This window comes from Agromyces intestinalis, assembly GCF_008365295.1.
Classification (GTDB): Bacteria; Actinomycetota; Actinomycetes; order Actinomycetales; family Microbacteriaceae; genus Agromyces; species Agromyces intestinalis.
The window spans coordinates 3,356,826-3,369,573 of sequence record NZ_CP043505.1 but is presented as its reverse complement, the minus strand read 5'-3'; the positions used below and the strand labels follow the sequence as shown (position 1 = coordinate 3,369,573).

Sequence of the window (12,748 nt, the reverse complement as noted above, 5' to 3'; positions counted from 1 at the left end):
GACTGACCGACCCCGGCCCGGCCCACTGGGGTCAGGCGCAGGCCAGGTCGATCGCCTGGTCGAGCACGGGGCGCAAGTCCGTCTCGTTCACGTCGGGCGCCTCGCCGTTCGATCCGTTGAACGAGTTGACGAACGACGGCACGAACCCGTCGAGGAACGCCGCGGGGCTCGGGCAGCCCGGTTGCAGCGCCGAGACGGTCATTTGCGCCATCGAGTCGACCTCGGGGCTCACCGGGTATCCCCAGCTCACGAACGCGTCGGCGACGACGCGCACCGCGGCGTCGGTATCGGCCGCCCCGGCCGGTTCTGCCGCCTCGCTCGGCTCAGCCGCGGGAGCCGAATCGACCTCGGCGACCGGCTCCGACTCGACCGCCGGGGCTGAGGAAGCCGGGCCGCCTGCGGCGAACGACGCGCATCCCGTCAGGGAGAGCGCGAGTGCCGCGAATGCGACGGTGAGGGTGACTCGGGGGGCACGCACAGGCGCAGTCACGGAATGGGATCCTCTCGGGGGGGGGCTCCTCCGTCGGACGCGGAGGACTCGGGGACATGGCGGCTCGGGCTGCCGCGAACCCATCATCACGCATCGATCGCCGCTGCGGCGCCCTCTGCGCTTCGAAGGCCCCGAATTGGGGGTGCGGGCCGTCAGCGCCCCGAAGCGGGGCCCCGAGACCCCGACGGCTCGTGGCTGCGCCCCGCGCGCGACGGTCGCCGGCTCCATGCGACGCCGGCGAGGCAGAGCGCACCGCCGACGAGTCCCCACACCGTCGGCAGCTCGCCGAGCAGCAGCCACGACATGAGCACGACGATCGCCGGCACCGCGAGGGTCGCCGACGCGGTCGCCCCGGCGGTGCTGCGCTGCAGCACGAACGCCCACAGCAGGAACGCGACCGCCGACGGGAACACCCCCAGGTAGACGACCCCGAGCGTCGCGGGAACCGGGGCGACGACGACCTCGCCTGCGAGCTGCGGCAGGAACGCGAGCAGCGCCGCGGCTCCGACGGCACACCCGACCCAGGTCGCCGACAGCGCGTCGACGGTGCGCAGCGCGACCTTCTGCACCAGCACCCCGCTCGCATAGAGCGCCGCCGCGACGAGCCCGAGCACGATGCCGAGCGCGTCGCCGTGCACGCCCGATCCGCCGACCGCGATCACGACGACGCCGACGAATGCGACGCCGATGCCGACCATGAGGGTGCGCGGGAATCCCTCGTGCAGTGCGACTCCGGCGACGACCGCGACGAGCAGCGGCGCGATGTTCACGAGCATCGCGGTCGTGCCTGCGTCGAGGTGCCGCTCGGCGACGTTGAGCGCGAGCGTGTACCCCGCGAACCACAGCACGCCGTATGCGGCCACGAGGGCGAGCCCCCGACCGCGCGGCAGAGGCGGGCGACGCCAGATCGCGACCGCGACGAGCGCCACCGTGCCGACCGCCTGCCGGCCGAGCGCGAGGGCGCCCGGCGAGTACGCGTCGCCGATCCATCGGATCGCGATGAACGCCGAGGCCCACAGCACGAGCACGATGCCGGTCGCGACCGGCACGCGCCAGTCGATCGATCGACGATCGGTGGTCGCTCCACGCGTGACGGCGGGGTGGGATATCTCGAGCATGCTCCCATGCTCGACCGCGGCTCGATTCAGCACAAGCGAACGATACTTTCGGTCGATTCAGTGATGCTGTACGGTTCAGGCATGGTCGATCCTCACCGGCTTCGCGTGTTCCGAGCGGTCGTGCACACGGGCTCCATCAACCGGGCCGCCGATCGCCTGGGCTACACGCCGTCGGCCGTCAGCCAGCACGTGAGCGCCCTGCAGCGCGAGACCGGCCTGGTGCTCGTCGAACGCGTGGGGCGGGGCATCCGGCCCACCGCGGCTGGTCTCGTCGTCGCCGAACGCGCGACGCGCGTGCTCGACCAGCTCGCCGAGTTCGAGAGCCTCGCCGACGACCTCCGGGCCGGCCGTCGCGGCACCCTGCGGGTCGGATGCTTCATGTCGGCGAACCGCGCGTGGATGCCGGTGATCGTCGGCACGCTCGCCGACGAATTCCCCGAGCTCGTGGTCGAGATCGACCTGCTCGAGCTCCGGGGCCGGCGGTCGGCCGATCCCGACCTCGAGATCTACATCGCCGAATCGGTCCGCGGCGACCGCGATCCGACGGTGGCCGACGGCGAGGCCGACGGGTACGACCTCGAAGAGCTGCGCGCCGAGGGCTACCTCGCGGTCGTTCCCGCCGCGCACCCGCTCGCGGGGCGCGCCTCGGTCGGGCTCGCCGAACTCGCCGCGGAGGCGTGGATCGACAACGACCACGCGCGCGGGCCATGCCGCGAGATCGTGATCACGGCATGCGCCGAGCGGGGCTTCGTGCCGCGGTTCCGGGTCGCCGCCCCCGACTACGCGAGCGCGTTCGACTATGTCGCCGAGGGCGTCGGCATCACGGTCGTGCCCAGGCTCGGGGCGTTCCGCCTGCCGGGCGACGTCGTCGCGGTGCCCGTCGCCGACGCCGACGTGCGGCGGCGCGTGATGCTGCGGGTGAAGCGCGCGATGCGCAGCCACCCTGCGGCGATGCGCATGGCCGAACTCGTGCGAGCTGCGGCACTCGCGTGACGCACGAACAGCGGTTCCGCAGTGTGCGACGACGACCGAAGGGTGGAGATGGGGGGAATCGAACCCCCGTCCATCGCTGAGATTCCACGCATTCTCCGGGCGCATCCTGTCGAGCGTTCTCATCGGCCCCGACTCTTGTGACAGGCACCTGAGTCGACGGGCCCAGCCTGAAAGAGTCCCGCACACCGTTCAGGCGCCGGTGCGCAGCAAGTTCCCTAGATGACGCCAGTGACCGGGGCGGGAACGAACCCGGACTGACGGACTATCGGCTCTGCTTACGCAGCGAGAGCGAAGTCGGACTGCTTGTTATTGGCAGTTATTGATTCGCAGGGAGCGTTCACGAGATAACCCTGCATCCTCGGCCCGCTTCTCGTGGGCACACAGGCGATGTCGAAACCGATCATCCCCATGCGCGCCAGTTGCTGGCGGGTCGTCGTCGCACACTGTGGAATTGCCAAGTCCGCGGTTCACCTGGGCGAGCGCGGCCCTACAGTCTAGAACAGATCCGGTTCGCGCACCATTCCGGATGCCCCGGATCTTGAGGAGGCCGCATGACCACCATCATCGCCGTCACGGGCCGCGCCGACGAGCGCGTCGCCCCCGAGCTCGCGGCCGTCGCGGTCACCGTCGCCGTATCGGGGCCCGATGCCGAGCGTTCGCTGCGCGACGTCGCCGACGCGCACACACGGCTCCTCGGCGGCATCCGCGAACTCGAGGCTGCGGGCTCGCTCGAACGCTGGTCGGCAGGGCAGGTGCAGACCTGGTCGCACCGGCCGTGGAACGCCGACGGGCGGCAGCTGCCGCCCGTGTTCGACGCGCGCACGCGCGTCGAGGTCGTGTTCCGCGATCTGGCGGTGCTCGCCGCATGGGCGGGCGGCCTCGGCGCCGACGATCTCGTTCGGATCGAGGGCATCGACTGGCGGTTGACCGATGCCACGGGCCGCCGCGTGCGCGAACAGGCGCAGCGTCGTGCCGTGGCCGACGCGGTCGCGAAGGCGCGCGTCTACGCCGAGTCGCTCGGGCTCGGCACTCCGGTGCCCGTCGAACTCGCCGACTCGGGGCTGCTCGCCCCGCGCGACGTACCGCGACCCGCCCCGCTGTTCGCCCGCGCGGTCGCGATGGATGCCGGCTCGCCGGCCCCCGAGCTCGCACCGGGCGATCTCGTGATCGAGGCATCCGTCGACGCACGTTTCAGCGCCGAACCCGCCTGAGCGCCGCTCAGCCCCGCTCGGCAGCTCAGCCCCGCTCGAGGAGCCGCGCTTCGAGGCCGGCCAGCTCGCTCAGCGCGAGCCCCGACGCGAGCAGATAGTCGCGCGCCGACCCGTGCTCGCGTTCCACGCGCTCGATGGCCGACTCGATCGCCTCGGGCGGGCTGCCGCCCATGAGCACGCGCAGCTCGGGGCTGTCGGGCACGCCGTACCGGCCGATCATCTCGATCATGCCCTCCAGCCACTCGCCGGCGAGGTTCTGCTCGGTGCGCTCGTAGTCGGCGATGACCGCATCGCGGTCGACCCCGACCGCGAGCAGGGTCATCGCGACCACGACACCGGTGCGGTCCTTGCCGGCGGTGCAGTGCACGAGCACGGCGCCGTCGGCGGTCGAGATGTCGCGCACGGCGTCGACGACAACGCGCGAGTGCTGCGTCACGATGCGCTCGTACAGCACCTCGAGCGAAACACCGCCGGCGCCCTGCGAGGCGCCCGACCCCTCGAAGACCGGCAGGCGCCGCACTTGCAGGTCGAGCCCGTCGAGGTCGTCGGGCATCGCATGCGCCTCCCGCTCGTCGCGAAGGTCGATCACACGCGACAGACCGAGTTCGCGCAGGTGGTCGCGCCCGTCGTCGCCGAGCCGGAACAGGCCGTCGGAGCGGTAGAGCACGCCGGATCGGACGATGCCATCGGCGGCCGGAAGCCCACCGACGTCGCGGAAGTTGTAGGTGCCCGGAACGGGGATCCTCGTCGAGATCTGCACGGGCCGTAGCCTAACCCTCGCGCCCGACACCGGATCCAGCTTCGGTCAACGCGACACCCCATTCGCCGGCGAGTCCCCGCCGGCCGGCCTCGGTGACCTCGACGCCGCGACGCGACCCGGTGCGGCGGCGCACCCAGCCGAGCTCGGTCGCCCGCGCGGCGACCGCTTGCCCCAGGGCACCGGCGAGGTGGAACCGTCGCTCGGTCCAGTCGAGGCAGGCGAGCACGGTCGCCCGACGATGCGCACGCACGGCGTCGAGGTCGATGCCGAGATCGTCGAGCCGGTCGGTCGCGTCCGCGGCGAGTGCGAACTCGTCGTCGAACCGGTCGAGCACGCCCTGCGCGACGAACGCATCCGCGATCGCGACGCCGACCGCTCCGGCGAGATGGTCGTAGCAGTAGCGACCCGACGCGAGGTCGCGGGCCTCGCGGTGCCGGCGGTAGTCGTGCACCGGGGTGGGTCTCGCGAGTGCGCCCAACTGCTCGAGTGCCGCGGCGACCCCGGTGTGGGCGATGCGGAAGAACCGCTGTCGTCCGCGCGACTCGACGACCAGCAGCCCGGCGTCGACGAGCACCGCGAGGTGCTCGCTCGCGGTCGACGCCGACACGCCCGCGGCCGCCGCGAGCTCGCCCGCGGGTCGGCGCGAGCCGTCCATCAGCAGCGACACGATCTCGCTGCGCGCGGGCACGGCGAGCGCCCGCCCCAGCACCGAGAAGTCGGTTCCCATACCGGCAGACTAGGCGCTGCACGATTCGGCGGGCACCGAAACGTTCCGGTCGTACGGTTGCCCCATGACCACACACCAGTACCGCACCGAACTGGCCTGGCACGGTTCGACCGCCGCGGGCTATGCCGCCTACTCGCGTGACCACGTCGTGAGCGCGCCGCCGGCCTCCGCAGCACTGCACCTCAGCGCCGACCGCGCATTCCTGGGCGACCCGGCCCTGCTCAACCCCGAGCAGCTGCTCGTCGCGGCGGCGAGCTCGTGCCTGCTGCTGTCGTTCCTCGGTGAGGCGGCCCGCGCCGGCATCGACGTGATCGGCTACACCGACGGCGCCGAGGGCGACCTGCGCGGCGGGCGCATCGCCACGATCGTGCTGCGGCCCCGCATCCGCGTGGTCGGCGCCGAGCCTGGGCGCGTCGAGGCGCTGCTGCGCGAGGCGCACGAGCACTGCTTCATCGCGAACTCGCTCACGAGCGAGGTGTCGCTGGAGCCGGTGATCGAGGCCGGAGTGCCGGCATGAGCAGGCCCGAGCATGAGCCCGGGCGCGATCTCGCCATCGCACTCGAACAGCGACCGGGTGCACTCGCCGAGTTCGCCGCGGTGATCGCGGCAGCCGACGTGAACCTCGAGGGCGGTGGCGCCTGGGGCGGCGTGGCGCACTTCCTCGTCGACGACGGCGAACGCGCGGCCGAGGCGCTGCGGACGGCCGGCTACGACCCCGTCGTCACCGAGGTCGTGGCGACGCGCCTCGACCAGGGCCGGCCGGGCACGTTGGCCGCGCTGCTGCGTCGGCTCGGCGACGCGGGCATCGACCTCGTCGCGCAGTACAGCGATCACGACGGCCGACTCATCCTCGTCGTGGACGAGCCGCATCGCGAGGCCGCGCGGCGCGTCGTCGCGACATCCGGCCAGCTCGATCTCACTGCGTAGGTCGGACGCGAACCGCGCGCACGCGCCGCCCTACTCCCCCACCCGCTGGCGTGTCGCGATGGCACGGTCGGCCTCGCGCTTGTCCTGCTTCTCGCGCAACGTCTGGCGCTTGTCGTACTCGCGCTTGCCCTTCGCGACCGCGAGCTCGACCTTCGCCCGCCCGTCGCTGAAGTAGATCTGCAGCGGAATGAGCGTGTAGCCGCCCTGCGCGGTGCGATGCGAGATCTTGATGATCTCCTGCTTGTGCAGCAGCAGCTTGCGCTTGCGCCGCGGCGCGTGATTGTTCCAGGTGCCCTCGGTGTACTCGGGGATGTGCACCGCATCGAGCCACATCTCGCCGCCGTCGATGAACGCGTACCCGTCGACGAGCGACGCGCGGCCCTCGCGCAGCGACTTCACCTCGGTGCCGGTGAGCACGAGGCCCGCCTCGTAGGTGTCCTCGATGAGGTAGTCGTGGCGCGCCCGGCGGTTGGTCGCGACGACCTTCTGACCGCGTTCCTTGGGCACGGCTCGCTCCTTCGGTGGTGACGGTGGCGTCGATCGGATGCCTCGGCGAGCGCCGGGCAGCCGTTCAGTCTAGCCCACCGCCAGGCGGCGAACGGCGCACGCCCAGCGCGGGCTTCGTCCGTCGCGCACGCGGCGCGCCGCTACACCCGCAGGTACCGCCGGATCGCGATACCCGCCGAGATCGCCGCGAGCAGCACGCCCACCACGATGAGCAGCGGCACCACGATCCACGCGTCGGCGACGTCGACGAACGTGAACGAGAGCGTGTCGGCGAGGAACCCCTGCACGAAGAACTGCACGATCGCCAGCACCGCGGCGCCGGCGAGCACCGACCCGATCAGCCCGGCGAACACGCCCTCGAGCACGAACGGCGTCTGGATGAACCGGTTCGACGCGCCGACGAGGCGCATGATCCCGAGCTCGCGCCGCCGCGAGAACGCCGACAGCCGGATGGTCGTGGCGATGAGCAGCGCCGACGCGACGAGCATGATCGCCGCGACCGCGATCGCGGTGTAGCTGGCGGCGTTCAGCACGTCGAAGATCTGGTCGAGCAGTCGTCGCTGGTCGCTCACCGACTCGACGCCGGGCATGCCCGCCAGCGACTCGACCAGCACGTCGGCCTCGCCGGGGTCGGTGAGGTTCACCCAGTAGGTCTCGTTCAGCACCTCGGGCGTCACGTACTCTGCCGCGGGCGTGCCCTCGAACTGCTCCTGGAAGTTCTCGTACGCCTGCTCGTGATCCTCGAAGTAGTACTCGTCGACATATGGCGCAAGCGTGTCGGACTCGAGCTGGGCCTCGACCGCGCCCTTCTGCTCGTCGGTCGCCTCGCCGTCGACGCACCCGGGCGCTTCGCTGAGCGAGGTGCAGAGGTACACCGCGACCTGGGCGCGGTCGTACCAGTAGCTCTTCATCTGCCCGATCTGCAACTGCAGCAGTGCGGCAGTGCCCACGAACGTGAGCGACACGAACGTGACGAGCACGACCGACACCACCATCGTGACGTTGCGGCGCAGTCCGTTCGCCGCCTCGCCGATCACCAACCCGGCCCTCATGAGGTCGGCCCCACTTCCTGGTCGTCGTCATCGGCTCTGGGCCCGGCGGGCGCGCGCAGGCCCAGTCGCTCGGCAAGGGTGCGCGGCGGGGCAGCTTGGGCGGCGGCCTCGCGATCGGATGCCTCGCCCGAACCGGATACCGCGCCATCGCCGGATGCCTCGCCGTCGGCGTGCCCCGCGGCATCCGCCTCACCGCCTTCACCCGCGAGCGCGGCCCGATCGACCGCGATGACGCCCGTCGCGGCCGCCGTGATCTCGGCCGCCTCGTCGGTGACGTCATCGGTGGCCTCGGGTTCGACGTAGAGGGGCTCGGCGTCGCGCATGACCTCGGGGGTCACCTTCGGCGCCGCCGCGGTGACCGTGTCGAGGTCGGCGGGCTCGAACTCGCGCACCGTCTCGCCGTCGTATCCGGCGGCGCGTTCGTCGCGCACCACCTCGCCCGACGACAGCTCGATGACGCGGCGCTGCATCTGGTCGACGATGCCGGCCTCGTGCGTGGCCATGACGACCGTCGTGCCGCCCGCGTTGATGCGCTCGAGCAGGGTCATGATGCCCGCGCTCGTGACCGGGTCGAGGTTGCCCGTCGGCTCGTCGGCGAGCAGGATCTGCGGCTTGTTCACGATGGCCCGCGCAATCGCGACGCGCTGCTGCTCACCGCCTGACAGTTCGTGGGGCATCCGCTTGCCCTTGCCGTCGAGGCCGACCAGCTTCAGGGTCTCGGGCACCGCCTGGTGGATGAACCCGCGCGACTTGCCGATCACCCGAAGGGTGAACGCGACGTTCTCGAAGACGTTCTTGTTCGGCAGCAGCCGGAAGTCCTGGAAGACCACCCCGAGGCTCCGCCGGAAGTACGGCACCTTGCGCGTCGAGATCGAACCGAGGTCTTGGCCGAGCACGTGGATCGTGCCCCTGGTCGGCTTCTCCTCTTTGAGGATCAGCCGCAGGAAGCTCGACTTGCCCGACCCCGATGCGCCGACGAGGAACACGAACTCGCCGCGCAGGATCTCGAGGTCGACCTCGTCGAGCGCCGGTCTGGACTGCCCGGGATAGGACTTGGTGACGGAGTCGAAGCGGATCATCGCGTTCGAGCCTAGGCAGGCATCACGGGATTCGCAGCAGCGACACCCCAGCCGATCTCACCCGAGCGTCAGTCGTCGCTCTTGCGCTTGCGCCACTTGATGCCGGCGGCGATGAGCCCATCGAGGTCTCCGTCGAAGACGACCGCGGGGTTGCCGACCTCGTACCCGGTGCGGAGGTCTTTCACGAGCTGCTGGCCGTAGAGGAAGTAGGAGCGCATCTGGTCGCCCCAGCTCGCGGTGATGGTGCCGGCCAGCTCCTTCTTCTGCGCCGCCTCCTCCTCGCGCTTCAGCAGCAGGAGGCGGGTCTGCAGCACGCGCATCGCGGCGGCGCGGTTCTGGATCTGCGACTTCTCGTTCTGCATCGACACGACGATGCCCGTCGGCAGGTGGGTGATGCGCACGGCGGAGTCGGTGGTGTTGACCGACTGCCCGCCCGGGCCTGACGAGCGGAACACGTCGACGCGGATATCGGACTCGGGAACCTCGACCTCGACCGCCTCTTCCATCACGGGGATGACCTCGACCGCGGCGAAGCTGGTCTGGCGCTTGTCGGCGCCGCCGAACGGACTGATGCGCGCGAGCCGGTGGGTGCCCGCTTCGACGCTGAGCGTGCCGTAGATGTAGGGCGCGTCGATCTCGAAGGTCGCCGACTTGATGCCCGCTCCCTCGGCGTAGGACGTGTCGAGCACCTTCACGGGGTACCCGTGCCGCTCGGCCCAGCGCAGGTACATGCGCATGAGCATCTCGGCGAAGTCGGTCGCGTCGTCGCCGCCGGCGCCCGAGCGGATCGTGACGACGGCCCCGCGGTCGTCGTACTCGCCGTCGAGCAGGGTCTGCACCTCGAGGTCGCCGACCGCCTTCTGCAGCGCGACGAGCTCGGCGCGCGCCTCGGACTCGCTCTCTGCGTCGTCGGCCTCGTTCGCGAGCTCGACCAGCACCTCGAGGTCGTCGATGCGCTGCTCGATGCCGGTGATGCGCTTGAGCTCGGACTGTCGGTGGCTGAGCGCGCTCGTCACCTTCTGCGCGTTCGCGGGGTCGTCCCACAGGTCGGGGGCACCGGCCTCGTCGTTGAGTCGCGCGATGTCGGCCTCGAGGGCGTCGACGTCGACGACGGCGCGGATGTCGTTGAAGGTGGACCGCAGGGCGGCGATCTCCTGCGTGAAGTCAGAATCCAGCATGGCGTCCCCAGCCTACGCGAGCAGGGCCGGTCGGACGTCTCGCGCGGGTGTAGCGTCGAAGGCGATGTCGTCCACGGTTCCCCCATTCACCTGGCGATCGATCATCCTCCCGGCTTATCTGCCGACCTTCGTGTACTCCATCGGCGAGGGCGCGATCATCCCGGTCATCCCCGTGATCGCCACCGACCGCGGCGCCTCGCTCGCGCTCGCGGGCCTCGTCGCCGCGATGGTGATGGTCGGCGAGCTCTGCGGCGACCTGCCGGCGGGCTGGCTCGTCGCGAAGGTCGGCGAACGCGCGGCGATGCTCGCGGCCACCGCGCTCACGCTCGGGGCGACGCTGCTCGCCGTGCTCGTGCCGACGGTGTGGGCGCTCGGCGTGGGGGTGTTCCTGATCGGGTTCGCGAGCGCGGTGTTCGGGCTCGCGCGTCACGCCTTTCTCACGAGTTACGTGCCGTCGCGCGTGCGCGCCCGTGCGCTGTCGACGCTCGCGGGCGTGTTCCGCGGCGGGTGGGCGGTCGGCCCATTCGTCGCGGCCGCGCTGCTCACGTGGACGGGGCACGCGAACGGCGTGTTCTGGGTGCTGGTCGGCGCGTGCACGCTCGTCGCGGTGATCCTGCTCGTGCTGCCCGACCCCGAGCGGGTCTTCGGTGCGGTGCGGCTCGCGCGCGAGGCATCCGGGCTCACCGCGACCGGTTCGGTCGCGCGGGTCGCCGGCGGCACGGATGCCTCGGGCACGACGGATGCCCCGCCTCCCGGCGTGTTCCGCACCATGGTGCAGCACCGCGGCGTGCTCGCACGCATCGGCACGGGGGCCGGCATCATCGCCGCGGTGCGGGCGAGCCGGGTCGTCATCCTTCCGTTGTGGGCGGTGTCGATCGGCATGCCGCCCGAGCAGGCTGCGGTGGTCATCGGCCTGTCGGCCACCATCGACTTCGCGCTGTTCTACACGAGCGGCCAGGTGATGGACCGCTTCGGCCGGCTGTGGGGCGCGATCCCCGGGCTCATCGGCCTGGCGGCCGGACACCTGATGCTCGCGCTCACACATGACGCGCCTGGCGCGGCGACCTGGTTCACGATCGCGGGACTGCTGCTCGGCGTGTCGAACGGCCTGACCAGCGGCATCCTGATGACGCTCGGCGCCGATCTCGCGCCCAAGCGCCACCCGGCGCCGTTCCTGGGCGCGTTCCGCACGATCGCTGACGCGGGTGCGGCCGCCGCGCCGCTCGCGATCGCCGCGGTCACCTCGGCCGTGTCGATCGCGGCGGCGAGCGCCGGTATCGGCGTGCTCGGACTCGTCGGCGCCGCGATGCTCGCGCGCTGGGTGCCGCGGTACGTGCCGCACCGAGCGCGCGGCTGACGGGCACACCCCACCCGAGCTCCCCACCCGAGCCGTGCTCGTGGCGATCAGCGGAACACCGATCGGGCCGTCGTCGTCACCTCGATCGGCAGCTCGAGCGGAATGAGGTCGGCGCTGATCGGGGCGACCCAGCGTGCGCGCAGCGTGACGATCACGGTGACGCCGTCATCGCTCGTCGCACGCACGAGTTCGAGGTCGTGCAGGTCGGTCGGCGCGACGGCGATGTAGTCCGCGGCCGCCTCATGCACCCAGTCGGGATCGAGCTCGAACGCGAACCTGCCCTCGTCGAGGTGCACCGAGTCGATGCTCCACGACTCGGCCGCGGCGAGCGCCGCCCCGTCGGCGAGGGTGAACAGCCGCTTGCGATCGAGGTAGAGCGAGGTCGCCGCGACCACGACGAGCACGAGCACCAGGCCCACGAGCCCGTAGACGAGCACGAGGGGCAGCGTCGATCCGCGGTCGTCGCGGGCGGCGGTCGCTGCCCTGCGACCCGGCGCCCGCACGATCCCGCGCCGCACGATCCCGGGCCGCACGACTCCGCCCATCACGATCCCGCCCCCGCGAACCGCGAGACCGTCTGCGTCGCGGTGCCCTGCACGGTGACGCTGCCGACCTGCTCGAGGCCCGGCAGCTCGGGCACGAGCGGCAACGCGACGCGCGCGACGACATCGACCCGGACCCGGGCGCCCGGCTCGCGGCATCCGGGATCGCAGTCGAGCGTGACGGATGCCTCGCCCGCCGTGATGCCGTAGTCGTCGAGTGACACGTGCACGGCGCGCTCGACCGCCGCGCGGGGGTCGTCGGCGGTGAGCACCGCGACCCGGGCGGCGTGCCGTGCGGCGCCTTCGACGCCGAGGCTGCCGGCTTGGATGGCCGACACCGCGAGCACGAGGTACACGAGCGGTACGAGCATGAGCAGGCCGACGGTGAGGAACTCGAGCGATGCCGAGCCGGTGTCAGCATGCAGGCGGCCCGCTCGGCGGCGAAACCGTTCGATCGACTCACTCCACGAGTTCGACGGCGGCATGTCCGGTCACCTCCAACCCGCGGTCGAGGCCGATCAGGCCGACCACCGGCAGGGTCGCGCGCACCGTGATCGCCACGGTGGGAACCCCGTCGCGGTCGGACCGATCGACGTTGATGTGCTGCCCGTAGGCGTCGCCGAGTGCGGTGGCGATGAGGTCGCGCGTGCGCTCGGCGCCCTCGACGTCGGTGGTGCCCGAGATCGCCGCGTACCTGGCTCCTTCGGCTGCCGCGTCGAGGAGGGTGTTGCGCACGTGCAACGCGAGCGCGAGCTGCACGACAGCGAGTGCGAGGGTCGTGAGCAGGATGCTGACGAGCACGAACTC

16 protein-coding genes and 1 other RNA gene are annotated in these 12,748 nt (G+C 71.5%); 5 read left to right on the top strand and 12 right to left on the bottom strand.

The window, feature by feature from the left end:
* Positions 1 to 31: 31 nt before the first annotated feature.
* Both FLP10_RS15350 and FLP10_RS15345 read right to left on the bottom strand, forming a co-directional pair.
* Positions 32 to 490, bottom strand: coding sequence for a hypothetical protein (locus FLP10_RS15350; RefSeq protein WP_149161661.1), 459 nt, complete (start codon positions 488 to 490; stop codon positions 32 to 34).
* Positions 491 to 642: 152 nt separating this feature from the next.
* Complete coding sequence (locus tag FLP10_RS15345; protein ID WP_149161660.1) at positions 643 to 1,608, bottom strand: DMT family transporter; 966 nt, start codon at positions 1,606 to 1,608, stop codon at positions 643 to 645.
* 81 nt (positions 1,609 to 1,689) lie between these two features.
* Between FLP10_RS15345 and FLP10_RS15340 the strand changes: the two genes are divergently transcribed.
* Positions 1,690 to 2,601, top strand: coding sequence for a LysR family transcriptional regulator (locus tag FLP10_RS15340; protein ID WP_149161659.1), 912 nt, complete (start codon positions 1,690 to 1,692; stop codon positions 2,599 to 2,601).
* Positions 2,602 to 2,641: 40 nt separating this feature from the next.
* Here the strand turns inward: FLP10_RS15340 and ssrA are convergent.
* Positions 2,642 to 3,009: a transfer-messenger RNA gene (ssrA, locus tag FLP10_RS15335) on the bottom strand.
* Between the two features lie 143 nt (positions 3,010 to 3,152).
* Here ssrA and FLP10_RS15330 point away from each other — a divergent pair.
* Positions 3,153 to 3,812, top strand: a complete 660-nt coding sequence (locus tag FLP10_RS15330) for an SIMPL domain-containing protein (protein ID WP_149161658.1) — start codon at positions 3,153 to 3,155, stop codon at positions 3,810 to 3,812.
* A gap of 25 nt (positions 3,813 to 3,837) precedes the next feature.
* Here FLP10_RS15330 and FLP10_RS15325 read toward each other — a convergent pair whose 3' ends face one another.
* Both FLP10_RS15325 and FLP10_RS15320 read right to left on the bottom strand, forming a co-directional pair.
* Positions 3,838 to 4,572: a tyrosine-protein phosphatase gene (locus tag FLP10_RS15325; RefSeq protein WP_149161657.1), complete on the bottom strand. Its 735-nt coding sequence runs from the start codon at positions 4,570 to 4,572 to the stop codon at positions 3,838 to 3,840.
* A 10-nt stretch (positions 4,573 to 4,582) separates the two neighbouring features.
* Positions 4,583 to 5,299 carry an ArsR/SmtB family transcription factor gene (locus FLP10_RS15320; protein ID WP_149161656.1) on the bottom strand — a complete coding sequence of 239 codons (717 nt, stop codon included), beginning with the start codon at positions 5,297 to 5,299 and terminating at the stop codon, positions 4,583 to 4,585.
* Positions 5,300 to 5,363: 64 nt separating this feature from the next.
* On the opposite strand from FLP10_RS15320, the gene FLP10_RS15315 reads away from it, so the two are divergent.
* Positions 5,364 to 5,816, top strand: a complete 453-nt coding sequence (locus tag FLP10_RS15315) for an OsmC family protein (RefSeq protein WP_149161655.1) — start codon at positions 5,364 to 5,366, stop codon at positions 5,814 to 5,816.
* Positions 5,813 to 6,226 carry a hypothetical protein gene (locus FLP10_RS15310; protein ID WP_149161654.1) on the top strand — a complete coding sequence of 138 codons (414 nt, stop codon included), beginning with the start codon at positions 5,813 to 5,815 and terminating at the stop codon, positions 6,224 to 6,226. The genes FLP10_RS15315 and FLP10_RS15310 overlap by 4 nt, the downstream gene beginning before the upstream one ends.
* Before the next feature lie 30 nt (positions 6,227 to 6,256).
* Here the strand turns inward: FLP10_RS15310 and smpB are convergent, their stop codons facing one another.
* The 4 genes from smpB to prfB all read right to left on the bottom strand — a co-directional run bounded on the left by smpB (position 6,257) and on the right by prfB (position 10,042).
* Entirely contained in the window at positions 6,257 to 6,733 is a 477-nt protein-coding gene (gene smpB / locus FLP10_RS15305) for an SsrA-binding protein SmpB (RefSeq protein ID WP_149161653.1), read from the bottom strand.
* Positions 6,734 to 6,873: 140 nt separating this feature from the next.
* Positions 6,874 to 7,785 (bottom strand): permease-like cell division protein FtsX, encoded by a 912-nt coding sequence (ftsX, locus tag FLP10_RS15300; RefSeq protein WP_149161652.1) that lies wholly within the window; start codon positions 7,783 to 7,785, stop codon positions 6,874 to 6,876.
* Positions 7,782 to 8,864, bottom strand: a complete 1,083-nt coding sequence (ftsE, locus tag FLP10_RS17785; RefSeq protein ID WP_246150050.1) for a cell division ATP-binding protein FtsE — start codon at positions 8,862 to 8,864, stop codon at positions 7,782 to 7,784. Before ftsE ends, ftsX begins: the two co-directional genes overlap by 4 nt.
* Before the next feature lie 68 nt (positions 8,865 to 8,932).
* Entirely contained in the window at positions 8,933 to 10,042 is a 1,110-nt protein-coding gene (prfB, locus tag FLP10_RS15290) for a peptide chain release factor 2 (protein WP_149161651.1), read from the bottom strand.
* A 64-nt stretch (positions 10,043 to 10,106) separates the two neighbouring features.
* On the opposite strand from prfB, the gene FLP10_RS15285 reads away from it, so the two are divergent.
* Positions 10,107 to 11,399 (top strand): MFS transporter, encoded by a 1,293-nt coding sequence (locus FLP10_RS15285; protein ID WP_149161650.1) that lies wholly within the window; start codon positions 10,107 to 10,109, stop codon positions 11,397 to 11,399.
* 47 nt (positions 11,400 to 11,446) lie between these two features.
* Here FLP10_RS15285 and FLP10_RS15280 read toward each other — a convergent pair whose 3' ends face one another.
* Genes FLP10_RS15280 through FLP10_RS17780 form a run of 3 tightly spaced genes read right to left on the bottom strand, consistent with a single transcriptional unit; the run spans position 11,447 to position 12,742 of the window.
* On the bottom strand, positions 11,447 to 11,944 hold the full coding sequence (locus FLP10_RS15280) for a pilus assembly protein TadG-related protein (protein WP_149161649.1): 498 nt from the start codon (positions 11,942 to 11,944) through the stop codon (positions 11,447 to 11,449).
* Positions 11,944 to 12,426, bottom strand: coding sequence for a TadE family protein (locus FLP10_RS15275; protein ID WP_246150049.1), 483 nt, complete (start codon positions 12,424 to 12,426; stop codon positions 11,944 to 11,946). Before FLP10_RS15275 ends, FLP10_RS15280 begins: the two co-directional genes overlap by 1 nt.
* Positions 12,401 to 12,742: a TadE/TadG family type IV pilus assembly protein gene (locus tag FLP10_RS17780; protein WP_246150048.1), complete on the bottom strand. Its 342-nt coding sequence runs from the start codon at positions 12,740 to 12,742 to the stop codon at positions 12,401 to 12,403. Before FLP10_RS17780 ends, FLP10_RS15275 begins: the two co-directional genes overlap by 26 nt.
* Between the last annotated feature and the right edge of the window lie 6 nt (positions 12,743 to 12,748).